The organism is Rhodococcus sp. ARC_M5, from assembly GCF_022810405.1.
GTDB lineage: Bacteria > Actinomycetota > Actinomycetes > Mycobacteriales > Mycobacteriaceae > Rhodococcoides > Rhodococcoides navarretei.
Genome location: NZ_JALGQE010000005.1, coordinates 296,812 through 318,372 on the forward strand (window position 1 = coordinate 296,812; position 21,561 = coordinate 318,372).

At 66.3% G+C, this 21,561-nt stretch carries 6 protein-coding genes; all 6 read left to right on the plus strand.

The features are described from left to right. The first annotated feature begins 5 nt into the window (after nt 1-5). The 6 genes from MTX34_RS10875 (at nt 6) to MTX34_RS10900 (ending at nt 21,528) form a co-directional block, all read left to right on the plus strand. Nucleotides 6-770 (plus strand): LLM class F420-dependent oxidoreductase, encoded by a 765-nt coding sequence (locus MTX34_RS10875; RefSeq protein WP_243595649.1) that lies wholly within the window; start codon nt 6-8, stop codon nt 768-770. A gap of 77 nt (nt 771-847) precedes the next feature. Next, complete coding sequence (locus MTX34_RS10880) at nt 848-2,656, plus strand: ABC transporter substrate-binding protein/permease (protein ID WP_243609453.1); 1,809 nt, start codon at nt 848-850, stop codon at nt 2,654-2,656. 1 nt (nt 2,657) lies between these two features. Then, the gene (locus tag MTX34_RS10885) at nt 2,658-3,386 is read left to right on the plus strand and encodes an amino acid ABC transporter ATP-binding protein (RefSeq protein ID WP_243609454.1); all 729 of its coding nucleotides are present in this window, start codon (nt 2,658-2,660) and stop codon (nt 3,384-3,386) included. Nucleotides 3,387-3,466: 80 nt separating this feature from the next. After that, nucleotides 3,467-5,524, plus strand: coding sequence for a PhoX family phosphatase (locus MTX34_RS10890; RefSeq protein WP_243609455.1), 2,058 nt, complete (start codon nt 3,467-3,469; stop codon nt 5,522-5,524). 309 nt (nt 5,525-5,833) lie between these two features. Then, entirely contained in the window at nt 5,834-20,515 is a 14,682-nt protein-coding gene (locus MTX34_RS10895; protein ID WP_308198514.1) for a non-ribosomal peptide synthetase, read from the plus strand. Then, on the plus strand, nt 20,512-21,528 hold the full coding sequence (locus MTX34_RS10900; protein ID WP_243609457.1) for an alpha/beta hydrolase family protein: 1,017 nt from the start codon (nt 20,512-20,514) through the stop codon (nt 21,526-21,528). Before MTX34_RS10895 ends, MTX34_RS10900 begins: the two co-directional genes overlap by 4 nt. The last annotated feature ends 33 nt before the right edge of the window (nt 21,529-21,561 follow it).

Consider the following 21,561-nt stretch of genomic DNA (forward strand, 5'->3'; position numbering starts at 1 on the left):
CGTACATGACCGTCAAGATCGGTGTTCAGCTTCAGCCCCAGCATGCTCCCGACTATCAGTTGATCCGCGACGCGGTGTTGCGCTCGGAAGACGCAGGCGTCGACATCGTGTTCAACTGGGATCACTTCTACCCGCTGTACGGCGACCTCGACGGTCCGCATTTCGAGTGCTGGACGATGCTCGGTGCCTGGGCCGAGCAGACCTCGAACGTCGAAATCGGCGCACTCGTCACCGGTGGCGGTTACCGCAACCCCGACCTGCTCGCCGACATGGCGCGCACCGTCGACCACATCAGCGGCGGACGCTTGATCCTCGGCATCGGTGCCGGGTGGAACGAGAAGGACTACGACAACTTCGGGTACGAGTTCGGCACAGCTGGTTCGCGTCTGGCCTTGTTGAAAGAGAGCCTGGGCCGAATCCGCCACCGCCTCGACGTCGGGAACCCCGCCCCCACCCGCGACATTCCGATCCTCATCGGCGGGGGCGGCGAGAAGAAGACCCTGAAGATGGTGGCCGAGTACGCGCACATCTGGCACAGCTTCGCCGACCTCGAGGCGCTGAAACGCAAGTCCGAGATCCTGGCCGAGCACGGCGCCACCGTCGGACGCGACGTCTCGGGCATCACCCGATCGGTGGCGTGGCCGGGCGCGGATACCGCTCAGGATTTCGTCGACGCCGGCGCCACCCTGTTCACCGTGGGCGTCAACGGACCCGACTACGACCTGGCCGAACTGGGTCAGGCCATCACGTGGCGGGACGCACACCGGTAGGCACCAATTCGTTGAGCGAAACCCTTGTGCGTCGGCCGTTTGGGTGAGTGGGCCCCGGTCCGCTTAGGGTTTTGTACATGCTTGCCGTACGCGCCTCACGCGCGCTCGTGGTTCTCGTTCTCGGACTGTTGATGGCCCTCACGCTCGCCGCGTGTGGAACGTCCTCCTCCGATGATCAGGCGGCCGCAGGTCCCACCGACCTGTGCGCCCCTCCCGGAGTCGACAGTGCGTCGTCCACCCCGACGAACTTCGACGCCGCGGCAGCCGCCGCGACGGAGGACAGATACACGACGGCGAGCGTCACTCCGCTCGACCGAGTGGACACCGACGCACTGGGATTGGCGACGCCGGGAGTGCTGACCGTCGGCACCCTGTCCGACGCCCCGCCGAGCATCTGCCTCGACTCGTCGGGCCAGTACACCGGCTACGACAACGAGCTGCTGAGGGCCGTCGCCGAGAAGCTCGGCCTGGAGATCAACTTCTCGGGCACCGAGTTCTCCGGTCTGCTCGCGCAGGTTGCGGGTCGCCGCTTCGACGTCGGGTCGTCCTCCATCACGACGACGGACGAGCGACGCAACACCGTCGGGTTCACCAACGGCTACGACTTCGGCTACTTCTCCCTCGTTGCTCAGACCGGCGGCCCCATCAGCAGGTTCGAGGACCTGAACGCGGGCAGCAGGATCGGCGTGGTGCAGGGCACCGTGCAGGACGACTACGTGGTGAACACGCTCGGCCTGGATCCGGTGAAGTTTCCCGATTACAACACCGCGTACGCGAACCTGCGGACCGGTCAGATCGACGCCTGGGTGGCCCCGTCCCAGCAGGCGGAGGGCTTGGTCAAGCCGGAAGACGGCACCGCGATCACGCAGAACACGTTCTCGCTGAACAACTTCGTCGGCTGGGCCGTCGCTCGCGACAATCAACCACTGATCGACGCGTTGAACTCGGGGCTCGACGCGGTGATCGCCGACGGCACCTGGGCCACCCTGTACTCCGATTGGGTTCCGCGCGAATTGCCCGACGGGTTCAAGCCGGGCAGCAAGGCGGCCCCCGAGCCGGAGCTACCCGACTTCGCCGCCATTGCAGCACAGAACGACGCGGATGCTCCCGAAGCCGTTGCCGTTCAACCCAAATCCACGCTGGCGCAGCTGGGGGACACGTTCTTCGACTGGTCGCTGTACAAGTCCGCCATCCCCGACCTGTTCAAGGTGGGCCTGCCGAACACGCTGATTCTGGCGTTGGCGTCGGGCATCATCGGCACGGTCCTGGGCATGCTGCTGGCGTTGGCGGGCCTGTCTCGCACCCGTTGGCTGCGCTGGCCCGCTCGCGTCTACACCGACATCTTCCGCGGGCTGCCCGCCGTGGTCATCATTCTGATCATCGGACTCGGTATCGGCCCGGTGGTGCAAGGGGTGACCGGCGGCAATCCGTACTGGCTGGGCGCGGCGGCACTCTCGCTGCTCGCCGCGGCGTACATCGGTGAGATCTTCCGATCCGGCATCCAGAGCGTCGAGGCCGGACAGATGGAAGCCGCACGGGCACTGGGCTTCAGCCATCGTCGATCGATGAACCTGGTGGTCGTTCCGCAAGGTATCCGACGCGTCCTGCCGGCGCTGATGAACCAGTTCATCTCACTGATCAAGGACTCGTCGCTGATCTACTTCCTCGGACTGCTCGCCACCCAACGCGAGCTGTTCGCCGTCGGCCGAGATCTCAACGCACAGACCGGAAACCTGTCCCCGCTCGTCGCGGCCGGATTGTTCTACCTGGTGCTGACCGTGCCACTCACTCATCTCGTGAACTACATCGACAAGCGACTGCGGACCGGCAAGGCCGAGCAGACGCTGGACCCGGTCGAGCAGGCCGTCGTCGTGGAAAGAGGCTGACATGACTTCTGTTTCGCTCCAAGGTAAGGACATTCACCTGTCCTTCGGTACCAACAAGGTGCTGCGCGGGGTGAGCATCGACGTCCCGGCAGGCACGACCACCACGGTCATCGGGCCGTCGGGCTCGGGCAAGTCGACGCTGCTGCGCGCCCTCAATCGGCTGCACGAGCCGGAGCAGGGCGACATTCTGCTCGACGGCACGTCGGTCCTGAAGGACAACCCCGACGAGTTGCGTCAACGCATCGGCATGGTGTTCCAGCAGTTCAACCTGTTCCCGCACAAGAGCGTCGCGGACAACATCGCGCTCGGCCCGCACAAGCTGCTCGGCCTGTCCAAGGAAGCGGCGCGCGCCGCCGCGATGGAGCAACTCGAGTTGGTGGGCTTGGCCAACAAGGCGGATTCGCGTCCGGGCAATCTCTCGGGTGGTCAACAGCAGCGCGTCGCCATCGCGCGAGCACTGGCCATGAAGCCCGAGGTGATGTTCTTCGACGAGGCCACCTCTGCACTCGACCCCGAGTTGGTCAAGGGCGTGCTGGCGCTGATGGCCGACCTCGCGAAGGGCGGAATGACCATGGTGGTGGTGACCCACGAAATGGGCTTTGCGCGATCGGTGTCCAACAGGGTGCTGTTCATGGATCACGGCAGCGCCGTCGAAACCGGAACGCCGGAGCAGTTGTTCGACGATCCGCATACCGATCGACTGAAAGCGTTTCTGTCGCAGGTTCTGTAGCACGTTAGGGCAGCCTCGTTGTCCGCGACTTCACCTGAGCGTTCCTTTACTTTCGCTTTTGGGTGACAGCGTGCCCATTCATGAAGCCACTACCCTTGTTCGCGGTTCACGACGGAAGCTCCAAGCGATCATCATTGACGTGCAAGTACAAGTGCGGAGATGCGTGTTTCCACGAGGTTCCCAACACGTCGAAGGGTGAGTACTTCGGCGATATCGTCAAGACCGCGATGTCGCGGCGCGGTGTCATCAAGGGCGGTGCCATGGCGGTGCTCGCCGTGGGTGCGGGTAGCGCTCTTGCGGCGTGCTCGACCGACGAGCCGGCCACCACCGGAAGCGCAAGCTCGAGCACCTCGGGTGCCGATGCCCCGCCGGTGGAAGGCGTGGATTTTGTTGCGGTGGAACCGAACACCGAGGACGCCGTGGTGATCCCCGAGGGCCACGAGCAGGCCGTCGTCATCCGCTGGGGCGATCCGGTGGTCGACGGTGCTCCGGCATTCGACTTCGACAACCAGACCGCAGCCGCACAGGCGATGCAGTTCGGCTTCAACAACGACTTCGCCGGTCTGCTGCCGGTGGAGGGAACGCCCAACGCCTTCCTGCTGGTGGTCAATCACGAATACACCACCGAGCCGGCGATGTTCAAGGGCTACGACGAGGAGAACCCCACGCGCGAGCAGTTCGACATCGCGCTGGCCGCGCACGGTCTGACCGTGGTTCAGGTTCAGGGCGAGGGCAACTCGGGCAAGCTCACCCCCGCGATGGGTCGGTACAACCGCCGCATCACCGGCACCACGGAGTTCGTCGTCACCGGACCCGCTGCGGGCAGCGACTTTCTCAAGACCAGCGTCGATCCGACGGGTACCCGCGTGCTCGGCACGTTCAACAACTGCGCAGGCGGCCTGACACCGTGGGGCACGGTGCTGTCCGGCGAGGAGAACTTCAACCAGTACTTCGGCAACGCCGAGTCGGTCACCGAGACCGTCGCCGCAGAGCGACTCGCCCGCTACGGCATCGAGGGTGCCGCCAGTGATCGCAAGTGGGAGACCTTCGACAAGCGCTTCGATCTCGCGCAGGAGCCCAACGAGCCCAACCGGTTCGGATACATCGTCGAGGTGAACCCGTGGGATCCGCAGTCGGCTCCGATCAAGCACACCGCGCTGGGACGCTTCAAGCACGAAGCCGCCACCATCTACGTCACCGACGACGGCACCGTCGTCGCCTACAGCGGTGACGACGAGCGCTTCGACTACATGTACAAGTTCGTCTCCAGCCGAAAGATGATGCCCGGCACCGGTGCTGCCGCGATGCGCAACAACATGACGTTGCTCGACGCGGGCACGCTGTACGTCGCCACCCTCACCGGTGACTCCCCGGACGAGATCGACGGCTCGGGCACACTACCCGCCAGCGGCGAGTTCAAGGGAACCGGAACGTGGATTCCCCTGTTGCGCACCGGCGAGGACGGACGGGGTGAGTCCCTGGTCGACGGTATGTCCGCCGAGGAGGTCGCGGTGTTCACCCGCCTGGCAGGTGACAAGGTGGGCGCAACCAAGATGGACCGTCCGGAGGACTTCGAGCCCAACCCGGTGACCGGCAAGGTCTACGTCGCGCTGACGAACAACTCCAACCGTGGCACCGAGGGCAAGGCCGCGGCCGACGAGGCCAATCCTCGCAACACCAACAAGAACGGTCAGGTGCTCGAGCTCGACGACGACCATGCGGGCACGTCCTTCACCTGGAACCTGCTGCTGGTGTGCGGTGACCCGAACGAGGCCGACACGTACTTCGGCGGCTTCGACAAGAGTCAGGTCAGCCCCATCTCGTGCCCCGACAACCTCGCCTTCGACTCCAAGGGCAACCTGTGGGTCTCCACCGACGGAAACGCGCTCGACTCCAACGACGGTCTGTTCGCGGTGGTCCTCGACGGGCCGCGACGCGGTGAGACTCGTCAGTTCCTGACCGTTCCCGCCGGAGGTGAGACCTGCGGTCCGATCATCTCCGACGAGCGAGTCGTGGTGTGCGTGCAGCACCCGGGCGAGGGCGACGACGCCTCTGCCGATGCACCGATCTCGCATTGGCCCGACGGCGGCGACACCCAGCCGCGGCCGTCCGTCGTGGCAGTCTGGAAGTCTGCCTGACAGCTACCGACCAGCAGCACGCGAAAGGCGTCCATAGTCGATCACAGTCGATTATGGACGCCTTTCGGCATTGTCAATTGTCATCGAATGGCCGAGTGGGATTCTGTGTATTCACAATGTCCCCGCCGATGCAGCGCAGGCAGTTGACCCATTTCCAATGCGTGTGCAAACCTGACTCGATAGGCCGGTGGCTGGAACTCCGTTCGGGCAATGCTCGAAATGGAGGACGTTCGGGGCAACGTCGATTTCCATTCTCAGCGTGACGACGCGCCGGACACCGCTCCCCTACGTGCGCGAAGAGGCCAGTCTGTGGAATCCGTTGATTCACTGACGATTCGGGAAGAAGAGATCGATCGTACGTCCATCGACGACACCGAACCGTTTCCACTCACGGCCTCCCAACGCGGATTATGGTTTGCTCAACATTTGTTGAGTGCAGTACCCATCACCATTGCGAATTACCTCGATATTCGCGGTGCCGTCGATATCGATCTGATGAGATACGCCGGCAGGCGTACTGCGCGCGAATTCGGCGCAGGATCATTGCGCTTGATCGAAATCGACGGAGAACCGCACCAGTACATCGACGTCGAGCAAGGCGACGACACCGTAGTGCTCGATTTCCGTAGCGAAACGGACCCCGAGGCAGCAGCGCGGGAGTGGATGCGTGCCTCGTACAGCACCCCCATCGATCTGACCCACGGTCGCCTCATCAAAGGCGCGATACTCCTCATCTCCAGCGACCGGGTGTTCTGGTACTCCCACGTCCACCACATCGTGCTCGACGGATACGGTGCCGTTCAGTTCATGCGGCGCGTGGCGTCGATCTACACCGCCGTCAGCGGCGGCCGCGAGCCGGAGCACTCGACCGCAGGGTCGCTGGGAGCGGTGTATGCCGCCGAAGCGCAGTACCGGAACTCCCCACGGTTCGACAAGGATCGCCGCTACTGGCAGAGCAAGACGACCGATCTTCCGCCGCCGACGTCCATCACGGGCGTCCTCGCACCTCCGGCGCCCCGGGCGCATCTGTGCGGCGGATATCTCCCCGAGGTCATGCAGCAGGCCCTGGATCGTGCAGCGGACCGACTCGACTCGGCCTTCGCTCCGCTCGCCATCGCCGCGGTGGCAACGTTTCTCGCGCGGATGACGGGGAGTACCGACGTGGTACTGAGCCTGCCCGTGGCCGGCCGCACCACAGCTGTGCTGCGACGTTCCGGCGGGATGGTCTCCAACGTACTGCCGATCCGGGTTCGAATCACCCCGCAGTGCACACTGGCGACGCTGGTGGCCGAGGTGCAGTTGGAACTGACCGGAGCTCTGCGACACCAGCGGTATCGTGCCGAGGACATTCGCCGCGACGCAGGCGGAGGTACCGAGACGCGCGGGTTCTTCGGCCCCGCGATCAACATCATGGCGTACGAGAGCGAGGTGCCGTTCGGACCGCTCACCGGGGAGTTCAACGTGCTCTCCACCGGACCCGTGGAAGACCTCTCGGTCAACATCTACCCGGCGACCGACGGGACGCGCTCCCGCCTCGAATTCGAGGGCAACCCCAACATCTACGGCATCGAGCAGTTCGAGACGCTGCATCGTCGGTTCCTCGCACTGTTCGAGGACTTCCTCACCGCAGACTCCCGGACACCCGTTCTGGAACTCGACGTGCTCGACGACGCCGAGAGGTCCGCGCTCGTACCACTCGCAGGCCCCGACGCCGTTGCCTGCGAACTCTTTCCGAACCTGCTCCGACGCGGCGCCGAATCCGCACCCGAGAACACGGCCGTCGAGTTCCAGGACGAGAGACTGACGTATCGCGAGCTCGACGACCGCGCCAACGCCGTCGCGCGCGCTCTGATCGCCCGTGGAGCCGGGCCGGGCAGCGCCGTCGCCGTCGCCCTGCCGCGCGGGACGGCGTCCGTCGTCGCGATGTGGGCCGTCGCCGCGTCCGGTGCCATGTTCGTGCCGATCGATCCCGGGTACCCTTCCGAACGCATCACCCACATGCTCGTCGACTCCGGTGTGACCATCGGGATCAGCGAACAGGGGCTCTCGCAGCAACTTCCACAACGGGTGCACTGGCTCGATCTCGACGACACGGAGTTCGGCGAGGAATGCGCGGCACGATCGAGCGCACCGATCACCGACGCCGATCGACGCGCAGCCCTCACCGAGCACCACGCCGCGTACATGATCTACACCTCCGGCTCGACCGGCACCCCCAAGGGCGTTCTGGTCACCCATACCGGGCTGGCCACCTTCGCGGCGGACGCCAGACCCGAACTGCGCGTGAGCACCTCGTCGCGACTGCTGCGGTTCTCGTCGTCGAGCTTCGACGCGTCGCTGTTCGAGATGATCCAGGCATTCAGCGCAGGAGCGACCATGGTGGTCGCCCCGCCCACCGTGGCCGGCGGCGCAGAGCTGACGCACCTGCTGCGCGAGCGCCGTATCACCCACATCATCTGCGCACCTGCGCTGCTCACCACGGTCGATGCGGCCGAGCTCGATCACCTCGAGACCGTCGTCGTCGGTGGCGACGTGATGCCACCCGATCTGGTGGATCGCTTCGGCGGGAAAGCGTTGCTGTTCAACAGCTACGGACCCACCGAGACCACCATCGTGGTCACGATCACGCGGCCGCAGTCCGACCCCCGTGCCATCACGATCGGGCGACCCGTTCAGGGCTCCCGCGCCGTGGTGCTGGACCGCTGGTTGCGTCCCGTGCCCCCCGGGTCGGCGGGAGAGCTCTATCTCGGCGGCCCGGGCATCGCGCGCGGCTACCAGCACCGAACCGGTCTGTCGGCCGCGCGCTTCGTCGCCGACCCGTTCGGCCTCGGACGCCGTCTCTACCGCACCGGAGACATCGTGCGGTGGACCGGTCCGCTGAACTCGGCCGAGCTCGAGTTCGTCGGCCGCAGCGACTTTCAGGTCCAGGTGCACGGGCACCGCATCGAACTCGGTGAGATCGACGCGGTCGTGTCCCAGCACGAGGGCGTCGACTTCGCGGTATCGGTCGTCCACCACCACGGCGAAGCATCCATCCTGGTCTCGTACGTCAAGCCGGCCCACTCCACTGCACTGGACCACACGGCGTTGCGTACCTTCGCCTCTCGATTCCTACCGATGCACATGCAGCCCGCGATGTTCGTCGAACTCGACGCCATCCCACTGACCCCCACCGGCAAGGTCGACAGATCCGCACTGCCACAACCGACCTTCGAGTCCGACGCGGCCGCCTACCGCGCCCCGGTCACGCCGGTCGAGAAGACCATCGCCGACGCCATGGCCGCAGTGCTGCAACGTGACTCGGTGGGCGTGGACGACTCGTTCTTCGCCCTCGGCGGCGACAGCATCGTCGCCATCCAGTTGGTCTCTCGCGCCAAGTCGCTCGGAGTGGTGTTCACCCCGCGCGACGTGTTCGAGCGTCGGACCGTCGCCGGATTGGCGGAGGTGGCGACGGACGCCGCCCATCAGGTGACGCTCGACGAGCTTCCCGGCGGAGGGGTCGGCGCTATGCCGTTGACACCGATCATGTCTCACACCGTCCGCTCGTCGACCCGAGCCGATGCCATGGACACGTTCCACCAGAGCATCGTGCTGACCGCACCGGTCGATCTCGACCTCGACGGGTTGCGGCGCACCGTTGCCGCGATACTGGACCATCACGACGCGTTGCGCTCGGTCCTCACCGAGGACGGTCTCACGGTGCAGCCGAAGGGCAGCATCGACCTCGATGCCGTCGTCACCCACGTGTCCACCACCACCAAGCCCGGCAGCCATGAATTCTCCTCCGTCGTAGCGGAATCCGTACGTGCGTTCGCGTCGCGGCTACGGCCGCGCGACGGCGTGATGCTGCAGGTCGTCTGGGTCGCCCCTCGGTTCGGCACTCGCGAGATCATCGACACCCACGGCGTCGGCCGGATCATCGTCATCGCGCACCACCTGGTGATCGACGGTGTCTCGTGGCGCATCCTGATTCCGGATCTGGCCACAGCATGGCACCAGGTGCAGGCGAAGTCCGCAGTGGTCCTGCAGCCGGTGGCCACCTCCATGCGTCGCTGGGCCCACGGACTGAGCGAGGCCGCCGAACGCGCCGAATCCGAATTGCCCGACTGGACGTCAATTCTCGACGGGCCCAACGAACCGATCGGTCGCCGTGCGCTCGATCCCGCGATCGACCTCGGTCGCACCCGCGATCGGGTGTCGGTCGAATTGAGCGCCGAGATCACCGAAGCGCTGACGGGACCGCTGACCCGCGCCTACCGCGCCACCGTCAACGACATTCTGCTCACGGCGCTGGCCGTAGCGGTCCGAGCCGACGTATCGTCGTCGTTTCTGGTCTCGGTCGAAAGTCACGGCCGCGACGAGGATCTCGTGCCCGGAGCCGACCTGTCCAGGACCGTCGGCTGGTTCACCTCGACGCATCCGGTTCGGCTCTCGCTCGACGGTGTCGACGCCGAGCGCATCCTGGCCGGCGACGGCTCGGTGGCCGCCGCCGTCAAGCTTGTCAAGGAACAGGTCCGCGCCATCCCGAGCCGCGGCACCGGCACAGACCAGGGCAGTGGATTCGGACTGCTGCGATACCTGAACCCCCGTACCGCCGCACTGCTCGCCGAACACGACGCCCCGCAGATCGGCCTCAACTATCTGGGGCGGCTCACCACCGACATTCCCGACGCCCTCCGCGGGCGCGGGTGGCTCCCGGATGCGTCGGCCGACATCGACTCGAGCAGTGGCGACAACCTGCCGGTGGCAGTGGCACTCGACATCAATGCCGTTGTCACCAACGGGCAGCTTCGGGCCACGTTCGCGTACCCCCGCGGTGCCTTCGACGGAGACGCCGTCAGCGGCTTGGCGGATCGGTGGACGACCGCGTTGCATCGTCTCGCCGAGCACGCCGGAACCCCCGACGTCGGCGGGCTGACGCCGAGCGATGTTCCGCTGGTGACCGTCGAGCAGGATCGAATCGATTACTGGGAGAGCACTTTCGGCGGGCTGGCCGACATCTGGCCGCTCGCCCCGCTGCAACACGGACTGATGTTCCACTCCGAACTCACGCGCGGACACGTCGATGTCTACACCGCGCAGTTGGTGTTCGATCTCGGCGGCGACATCGACGAAGCCCGGTTGCACCGAGCCGCAAGTCGATTGCTCGCTCGCCACGACAGCCTGCGTACCGCATTCGTCAGAGACACCAGGGGAGCAGCGGTACAGCTGGTACTCGCCGACCCCGAATTGCCCTGGCGTACCGTCGATGCCGGTCGCGTCGACGTTCCGGCCATCGCTCACGCCGAGCGCAGTGCGACATTCGACCTGGACGCGCCACCGCTGCTGCGGTTCGTACTGGTCACGACCGAGGACGGGGCGTCCCTGGTGGTGACCAACCACCACATCCTGTTCGACGGCTGGTCGATGCCGATCTTCGTCAAGGAACTGCTGGTGCTCTACGCAGCCGACGGTCCCATCCCGATCCCGGCCAGAACGTACCGCGACTACCTGAAGTGGCTCGATGAGCGCGATCACGCAGGTGCACTGGACAAGTGGTCCCAGGCCCTGGCAGGCGTCGAGGAACCGACGCTGCTCGCCCCCGGCCACGGCGGCGAACAGGAGCTGCCCGCCGAACTCGCCGTCGCTCTCGACGACACCTCGGTGACGGCCCTGAAGGCCACGGCGCGAGAGCTGTCGGTGACCGTGAACACCGTCGTGCAGGCGGCCTGGGCACTGGTTCTCGCCGCAGAGCTCGGTCGGGACGACGTGGTCTTCGGGGCGACGGTCTCCGGCCGGCCGGCCGATCTGACCGGTGTGGAGGACACCGTCGGACTGTTCATCAACACCCTCCCGGTGCGGGTGCGCGTATACCGAGACGACACCGTCGCATCGCTGCTCGCCCGCCTGCAGACCCAGAGCGTGGACTTGCTGGAGAGCCACCACGTAGGTCTGCCCGAGGTTCGCGCACGGGTGGGGGTCGGGGCCGGATTCGACACGTTGACGGTGTTCGAGTCCTACCCGGTTGACCACTCCGCGCTCGATCGCGACACCGACATCGCCGGCCTGCGGGTACGCGACCTCCGCGTCACCGATGCCACCCATTACCCACTGACACTGATCACCGTCCTCGAGCCGACCGTGCGCATCACGCTGAAATACGCTGCGGCGTCCGTCCATCCAGCACGGGCGTCGTCCATCGCCGATCGGTTCGCTCGCGCCCTCCGTGGACTCAGCGGCGACACTGGGACTCCGGTCACCCAACTCGACCTGCTCTCGGCGGACGAGCATGCGCGTCGGGCAGCGTGGAACAGGACCGAGCACCCGGTAGCCACCCACACGCTCGTCGACCTCCTCGCTGCGGCGGCGGACGAGCATGTCTCCACCACTGCAGCGGTGTTCGAGAATCGGAGTCTGACGTACGGAAACTTCTGGGCCCGAGTTCGATGTTTGGCCAGGTATCTGCGCAGCACCGGGGTGGGACCCGACGTGGTGGTGGGGGTGGCGATGGCCCGCTCGCTCGACCAGCTCGTCGCAGTGCATGCGGTGGTCGCCGCGGGTGGTGCCTACCTCCCCATCGACCCGTCGATGCCGACCGCCCGCATCGAGCACATGATCGCCGCCGCATCGCCGTCCCTGATTCTCGGTGCGCTGGACGACGTCGGCATCGACGTCGTGGATCCCGACACCCTCGACCTCGACGGCGTCAGCACGGCACCGCTCGATCCCCTGCCACACCTGCGTCCCGACCACGCGGCGTACGTACTGTTCACCTCCGGCTCCACCGGAAAGCCCAAGGGTGTCACCGTCTCTCACCGCGCGATCGTCAACCGGTTGCTGTGGATGCAGCACGAGTATCCGCTCACGCCCCAGGACGTCGTGCTGCACAAGACTCCGGCGACGTTCGACGTCTCGGTGTGGGAGTTGTTCTGGCCACTGCTGACCGGAGCACGAACGATCATCGCCGAACCCGACAGCCACCGCGACCCGATGTACCTGTCGGCTCTCGTTCGAGAGCACGGGGTCACCACAGTGCATTTCGTACCGTCGATGCTCGAGCTGTTCCTGTCCTACGGCTCGCCCGAACGATGCAGTTCGCTGCGGCAGGTGTTCGCGAGCGGGGAGGCACTGCCCCGAGCGATCGTCGATCGCTTCCACGAGGCGGTCGATGCCGAACTGCACAACCTGTACGGACCGACCGAAGCGGCCGTCGACGTCACCTACCACCGCACCCGGCCCGGCGAGCAGGGGTCGGTGCCGATCGGCGTGCCGGTCTGGAACACCACCGTCCACGTACTGAACTCGGCGCTGCAGCCCGTGCCGATGGGCGTCACCGGTGAGCTGTACCTGGGCGGAGTGCAGTTGGCTCGCGGCTACGCCGGGCGCGCCGATCTCACGGCCGGACGCTTCGTCGCTGCGTCCGCCGGACTCCGGTTGTATCGCACGGGAGATCTCGTTCGGTGGTCCGAGGACGGGTCACTGCAGTACCTGGGCCGCAACGACTTCCAGGTCAAGCTTCGTGGTCAGCGTCTCGAGCTCGGCGAGGTGGAGGCGGCTCTGCACGCCGTGGCGGGGGTGAACTCCGCCGTCGCTCTGGTCCGCGAGGACCGCCTGATCGCGTACATCGTCGGAACGGCGAACAGCGACGAGGTGTCCGCCCACGTGGCGCGCACTCTGCCCGACTACATGATGCCGTCGAGCATCGTCGTGCTCGACGCGATGCCTCTCGGTGCCACCGGAAAGCTCGACCGCACCGCACTTCCCGACCCGCTCGTATCTTCAGAGAAGTTCGTACCGCCGTCGGGCGACGCCGAACATGCTGTTGCACAGATCTTCTCCGACGTGCTCGAGCTCGAGAACGTGAGCGTCACGCGGTCGTGGTTCACCCTCGGCGGTGACTCTCTCACTGCCACGCAGGTGATTGCGCGCATCAATGCCGAGCTCGATGCCGACCTCGGAGTCCGAGACCTGTTCGAGGCACCGACCGTCCGTGCCCTGACACAGCGTGTTCGCGCCGGCGGCGGTCATCGGGCCATCGTCGCAGGCACACGGCAGCAGCATATTCCACTGTCTCCGGCACAGCACCGGATGTGGCTGCTCAACCGCTTCGACCCGTCCTCGGGTGCGTACAACATCGCCGCGGCGTTCCGAATCACCGGCGCACTCGACGTCGATGCCCTGCGTGTCGGCCTGAACGATGTCGTCGAGCGCCACGAAGTGCTGCGTACCGTCTACCCCGACGGCCCGGTCGGCCCCGAGCAAGTCGTCACGTCTCGGTACCCGGACGTGACCGTCGCCCGCACCACAGAATCGTTGCTCGACGGAGCCCTGTACGCCCTCGCATCACAGGGATTCGACGTCACCGTCGCTCCGCCACTGCGCGTGGCCGTGCTCGAGCTGGCACCGGAAGACCACGTCCTCGTGGTCGTGGCGCACCACATCGCCGCCGATGGATGGTCGATGAATCCGCTCGCGCGCGATGTCATGATCGCGTACGGATCTCGCGCCGCCGGCCACCACCCGCAATGGACGCCGCTCGAGGTGCAGTATGCCGATTACGCGCTGTGGACTCTCGACCGCCTCGGCGACGAATCCGATACCGATTCGCCTGCGTCCCAGCAGATCCGGTACTGGACGTCCGCACTGCACGACCTGCCCGAGCGGCTCACGCTGCCCGCCGATCGACCGCATCCACCGGTGGCGTCCCACCGGGGTGATCGAGTCTCGATCGACATCGAACCCACCACCGTCGCCGCACTGAGTACATTCGCCGAGCGCACCGGAAGCACCCGCTTCATGATCGTGCACGCCGCCTTGGCAGTGACGCTCGCCCGTGTCTCGGGTCAGCGCGACATCGCCATCGGCACTCCGGTGGCCGGACGCGGGCAACGCGAACTCGACGACCTCGTCGGGATGTTCGTCGGGACCCTCGTGCTGCGCGCACACATCGACCCGGCCGAATCGTTCACCGACGTCCTGGCCTCGGTGCGTGAGCGCGACCTCGACGCCTACGCCAACGCAGACATCCCGTTCGAGCGACTGGTCGAGATCCTTCAGCCGCCGCGATCGACGGCCCACCACCCCCTGTTCCAGGTGATGCTCTCGATCGAGGACACGAGTCCACCGTCCGTCGAGCTGCCGAATCTGTCCGTCCGTCCACTCGACACCTCGCACGTCGCAGCCAAGTTCGATCTGCATGTCACCGTCTCGCTCGCCGCAGGGACCGGGTCGGTGGAGATCGTCTATGCGACAGATATTTTCGACGCATCGACGGTGACCTGTCTTGCCGAGCGGTATCGATCGATCCTCACGGCCGCGCTCGCAGATCCGACTCGGCCGGTGGGAGACATCCCCATCCTGACCGCCGAGGAAGCACCCCGGCTCGTCGGTGCCCCCGCGCTCGGACACCGCACACTGCCCGATCTGCTGGCGGGTGCGGTCATGAGTGCGGGAGGCAGCGGTATCGCGCTCGAGAGCGGTGCCTCGAAGTGGACGTACTCCACGCTCGACGATGCTGCGACCGTCCTCGCTCGCACACTGATGCGGCGCGGTATCGGGCCGGAGCAGTACGTGGCAATAGCGCTGCGCCGTGGAATCTCCTCGATGCTGGCAACCTGGGCGGTGGCCAAAACCGGTGCCGCGTTCGTTCCCATCGACCCGACGTATCCAGCCGATCGTATCGACTACATGCTCACCGATTCCGGTGTGAGTCTGGGAATCACCGACGACGATCACCTGAATTTCCTGCCCGGAGAGCACACCTGGATCTCCATCGACAGTGCAGCCGACCCGCTGATCGACTGCGCACCGGTGGGTGACCTCGACCGGACCGCGATGCTTCGACCCGATCACCCGGCATACACGATCTACACCTCGGGGACCACCGGGCACCCCAAGGGCGTCGTCGTGTCCCACCGCGGCCTGGTGAACCTGGTTGCCGACCTCGTCGATCGGTTCGGTCTCGACAACGACTCTCGTACCCTGCATTTCGCGTCGCCGAGCTTCGACGCCTCGGTGTTGGAACTGCTGATGGCCGTCGGGGCCGGATCGACCATGGTGATCGCCGACCCGGAAATCCTCGGCGGTTCCGAACTCACGGCCGTGCTGCAGCGCGTGACCCATGCTTTCGTTACCCCGGCCGCGTTGGCCACCGTCGACCCGTCCGAGATCTCGGCGTCGACCACCATCGTCGTCGGTGGCGAAGCCTGCCCCCCGGCCCTCGCCGACGCGTGGGCCGAACACCTCAGGTTCTTCAACGGTTACGGCCCCACCGAAACCACCGTCTTCGCCACGATCGACGGGCCCGTGCAGGCCGGATCGCCCGTGTCGATCGGCAGTCCGGTGCGGGGAATCGGATCGGTCGTGCTCGACGATCGGCTGCATCCGGTACCCGTCGGTTCGGTCGGCGAGCTGTACCTCACCGGGGACTCCGTCGCCCGGGGCTATCATCGCCGATACGGCATGACGGCAACACGTTTCGTCGCCGATCACGGCGGTCGTCGGCTGTATCGCACCGGTGACCTCGTCCGCCGGATCAGCCGGGTCGGTGCCGCGGGTTCCGATCCTCACAGCGATCGCTACCAGTTCATCGGCCGCGCCGACGCACAGGTGAAGGTACGCGGATTCCGAATCGAGCTGGGCGAGATCGACGCCGTGCTCGCCGAGTACGACGGCGTCGCCCAGGCGGTGAGTGCGGTGAACGCCTCCCAGGTGTTCGGCTACGTCGTGCCTGCTGCGGGGCGGGTGCTCGATCCCGAGTCGATTCGCAGCCACTCGCGACGCTCGCTGCCCAATCACATGGTGCCGCAGGTGATCACGATCCTGGACGCCCTACCGCGTACCGGCTCCGGCAAGGTCGATCGCGCGGCACTCCCGATGCCGGCCCTGGCCGTACGGAAGTTCGCCGAACCCGCCACTGCCACCGAACACCTCGCCGCCGCAGCCTTCGCGCTGGTCCTCGATGTCACCGCAGTCGGTGCCGAGGACGACTTCTTCGCACTCGGTGGCACGTCCCTCTCCGCCACTCGGGTGATCGCGCACATCAACGACACCGCAGGCACGGCGCTCGCGGTCCGTACGATCTTCGAGTCGACGACGGTGCGCTCGCTGGCCGGTGCAGTCGACGCCGCCGAACGTTCCGCGTTGCCGCGTCTGGTGGCCGGTCCGCGACCGTCGAACATCCCCCTGTCGTTCGCGCAGATGCGGATGTGGTTGCTCAACCGTTTCGAGCCGGCGTCGGCCGCGTACAACATCGCCTTCGCGGTGCACCTGGACGGCGATGTGGACTGTGATGCACTGCAACTCGCGGTCGACGACGTGCTCACCAGGCACGAGGCGCTGCGCACCTACTTCCCGGTGGTGGGAGCCGGTCCCGCCCAGGTGATCCTCGACCATGTCGAACTCGACCTGAACCCGGTCGACATCGACGAGAGCGAGGTGCTGGCGCGGGTGGCTGCGGTGATCGGCCGCGGATTCGATGTCACCGCCGCCGTGCCGTTGCGCGGTGCGCTACTGCGGACCGCACCGAGCACACACGTGCTCGTGCTCGTCGTGCACCACATCAGCGCCGACGGTCTGTCGATGACACCGCTGGCACGGGACGTTGCGCTCGCCTACGGGTCACGAGTCCATGGCACCCCGCCGCAGTGGACTCCGCTGCCGGTGCAGTACGCCGACTTTGCCGTATGGCAACGCGAGGTCCTGGGCAACGACGAGGATCCGACCTCCGTGTTGTCGCGGCAGATTCGATACTGGACGACAACTCTGGCGGATCTGCCCACGGTACTCGACCTGCCGACGGATCGACCCCGGCAGGCAGTGGCGTCCAAACGTGGACGTGCGGTGCAGTTCTCGCTGTCCGAGCAGACCGCTGTGGGTATGCGGGCCCTTGCCCGCCGGACCGGGACCTCGGTGTTCATGGTGATGCACGCGGCGTACGCAGCTGTGCTGTCTCGACTGACCGGGGGCACGGACATCCCCGTCGGGACCCCGGTGTCGGGTCGCGGATCGGGTGCGCTCGACGATGTCGTCGGGATGTTCGTCAACACCCTCGTGCTGCGACTGAACGTGAATCCGAGTCGATCGTTCACCGAACTTCTGGCGCACACACGCTCCGTCGATCTCGCCGCCATGGAGCACTCCGACGTACCGTTCGATCGAGTGGTGGAGGCCATCGCGCCTGCCCGCTCGACGGCACATTCCCCGTTGTTCCAGGCGTTGCTGGCGCTCGAGACCGAGCGACCTCGGGGCGTGGATCTCCCAGGACTGACGATCACACCGTTTCCGTACGAATCCGAGGTCACCCGCTTCGATCTGGCACTGACGATCACCGACGCCGACGGTCTGGACGGATCTCTGCGCTACGCAACGGATCTCTTCGACGAGCATACCGCGCGTCGATTCGCCGACGAGTTCGTCGCGCTCCTCGATGCCGCTCTGGCCGACCCGTCGGCCGCGATCGGCGACCTCGCACCACCGCGCGACGCAGTACTGTACGGCCCGCCCGACACCCCGATTCGGACCCTCGGCCAGCTCCTCGACGCGGCCGTGACCGCCCGTCCTGACGCAATTGCGCTGCGCTGGAACGGAATCGACTACACCTACCGAGAGGCCGACGCCTATGCGAACCGGCTGGCCCGCGTGCTGCTGGGATACGGGGTCGGGCCCGAGACCGTGGTGGCCGTGGCGCTGCCCCGCTCGGCGGAGTCGGTGCTGTGCACCTGGGCCGTCACCCGAACCGGCGCAGCATATCTGCCGGTCGACCCGGCGTATCCGGCCGAGCGCATCGCACACATGATCGCCGACTCCGGTGCGGTACTCGGAGTGACCACCTCGCATGCTCGACGCGCTCTGCTCGCGGATGTCCCGTGGGTGGAACTCGACGATCCCACGTTTCTCACCGAGTTCGAGCCGGCCGACGAGACACCCGTCGCTGCAGCCGAACTCACCGGACCGGTGCTCGAGTCGACCGCCGCGTACGTCATCTACACCTCGGGCTCGACCGGGCGTCCGAAGGGGGTGGTGGTCAGTCACCGCGGCCTGGCCAATCTGGCCGCGTCCCGCAAGGAACTGCATCGAGTGCAGCACTCGTCGCGGTTCCTGCACAACACGTCTCCGAGTTTCGACATGGCCGTCGGCGAGATGATCTCGGCGCTGTCCGCTGCGGCGACGCTCGTCATCTCACCGCCGACAGTTCTCGGTGGGGCGGAACTGGCGGCGTTCATCCGCGACGAGCAGGTCACGCATGCGTTGATGACACCGTCCGCACTGTCCACGCTCGATCCCGAGGGTCTCGACTGCCTGGAGGTGCTGTGCGTCGGCGGCGAAGCATGCAGCGCCGAACTGGTAGCCAAGTGGAGCCGTGGGCGCCTGATGCTCAACGGGTACGGGCCAACCGAGGCCACCGACATCTCCACCCTCGGCGAGGTACGCCCCGGCGAGCCGATCACGCTCGGCCGACCACTGCACGGGCTCCGCGCGATGGTCCTCGATGCCCGCCTGCACTGCGTCCCGATCGGAGTACGCGGGGAGCTGTACGTCGCCGGGCCCGCACTGGCTCGTGGGTACCACCGCCGATCCGGTTTGACCGCAACACGATTCGTGGCCGATCCCCTGAATCCCGAATCGCGGATGTATCGCACCGGAGACCTGGTGCGGCGTACCGCCGACGGTCGTCTGCTGTACGACGGCCGCAGTGATCAGCAGGTCAAGATCCGCGGCTTCCGCATCGAACCCGGGGAGATCGACGCGGCGCTGACCGCGCACGCAGGTGTCGAGCTCTCGGTGACGCTCGCGGTACCCGGCCCGGCGGGGGAGCAGGCGCTGGTCTCGTATTTCACGGGCAGTGCACTACCGGAGGACGTGCGCGACCATGCTCGACGTTCTCTGCCCGCTCACATGGTGCCGGCTGCGGTGACGGCCATCGACGAGATACCGCGGACCGGAACCGGAAAGCTCGATGTCGCCGCACTCCCGGCACCGGTGTTCGGGACCACCGCGTACCGTCCCGCCACCACCGCTGCGGAGATCGCCGTCGTCGAGGCCTTCGAGGCAGTGTTGGAGACCGATCGAATCGGATTGGACGACAACTTCTTCGAACTCGGTGGCAGTTCGCTCTCTGCGATGAGAGTGATCGGTGAACTCCGCGCCCGGTCGTACGAGATCGGTATGCAGTCGCTCCTGATGGACGCGACGGTGACGGCCGTTGCCGAGCGAATCTCCGCAGGTGCGGCCGATTCCGAGGAGCTGGCGGTGCTCCTTCCGCTCCGCGAGGCCGGCGAGGGCGCTCCCGTGTTCTGCATTCACCCGATACTCGGATTGTCCTGGTGTTACACGGGATTGGGCAACTATGTCGACAATCCGCTGTACGGATTGCAGACCCCGACCCCGGACGAGTTGCCGACCACACTGTCGCAGTTGGCTTCTCGCTACGTGGACGAGATCTGCCGCATCGCCTCCGAGGGCCCCGTCCATCTGCTGGGGTGGTCACTGGGCGGTGTCATCGCGCACGAGGTGGCGGTGCAGCTCGCCGCGTCCGGCCGGAGAGTCGCCTCGCTCGTGCTGCTCGACGCCCACCACGGCGACAGCGGCGACTGGGCCGATGCGATTCCCGTGGCCGACCTGATGTCCGGACTCGGCCTCGACCTCGCCGTGCCCGCGGGCCAGGTCGTGTCTCTCGACACCGCCGGTGAACTGCTCGACTCCGTCGACACCGGCGGCATTCTCGACCGCGCGGACATCGAGCGTCTCATCGCATCCGCCCAACACAATCACACACTGCTGCAACGGCATCGGCCAGGCGTCTACCCCGGTGAAGTCCTGTTCTTCGCCGCCGGTCTGGACGGTGGCGATGGCGTCGGGCAGTGGTATCCACACATCGCCGGAGCGACCACGGTCGTCTCCGTCCGGGCCACGCACTGGCAGATGTGCGCGTCGTCCACCCTTGCTGCCATCGGCCCACGCATCGCCCACGAACTTCGCGCCACCGAGAAGAAAGAGCTGAAGAATCGATGAAAGCTCCACGCCTGACGGCTCTGGCCCTGGCCGCCGGACTGCTGCTCGGAATTCCGACGGTCGCGTCGGCGCAACCCGTGGCTCCCACCGATCAGGTCCACCGTCCGGTAGGGACGGTGGAGAGCATCGACAAGATCGACGACACTCGCTGGGACGTCTTCGTGCGCTCGCCCTCGATGGACACCGTCGTCAAGATCCAGGTGATCCGGCCGTCCGACACGTCCGTGCCCCGTCCGACGCTGTACATGCTCAACGGTGCCGGTGCAGGTGTCGACGGTGCCAACTGGCTGGCCAAGACCGACATCGTGGACTTCTTCGCGGACAAGAACGTCAACGTCGCCATGCCCGTCGGCGGATATCTGAGCTACTACACCGACTGGGAGCGCGACGACCCGAAGCTCGGCCGGAACAAGTGGCAGACCTTCCTCACCCACGAACTACCGCCGGCGCTCGACGAGGCCTTGGGGGCCGACGGCGTCAACGCCATCGGGGGCCTGTCGATGTCTGCGGGATCGGTGCTCGATCTCGCCATCCAGGCTCCGGGACTGTACCGAGGCGTGGCGTCGTACAGCGGGTGCGCGCAGACGAGCGATCCCGTGACTCGTTCCTTCATTCGCGCATTGGTGCAGCTGCGCGGCGGCGGCAACACCGACAACATGTGGGGACCCGACGGCGATCCGCAATGGGTGGAGCACGATCCACTCGTCAACGCCGAGAAACTCCGTGGACTCGAATTGTTCGTCTCCAACGCCAGCGGACTGCCCGGGCAGTACGAGATGCCAGGAAACGTCCGGCCTGCCGGATCTCCGCCGTTGGTCGACCAGGCAGTTCTGGGTGGCCTCATCGAGGCCGGAGCCAACGTGTGCGCTCACAACCTGGTGAACCGTCTCGGCGAACTCGGCATCCCGGTCACGACGAACTTCCCGGCGGCCGGAACACACTCGTGGCAATACTGGCAGGACGCACTGCGGGCATCGTGGCCGACACTGGATCGGGCGCTGAGTCAGCTGTGATGAACGGGGACGTTCGGGGCCCGGATGTGGGCG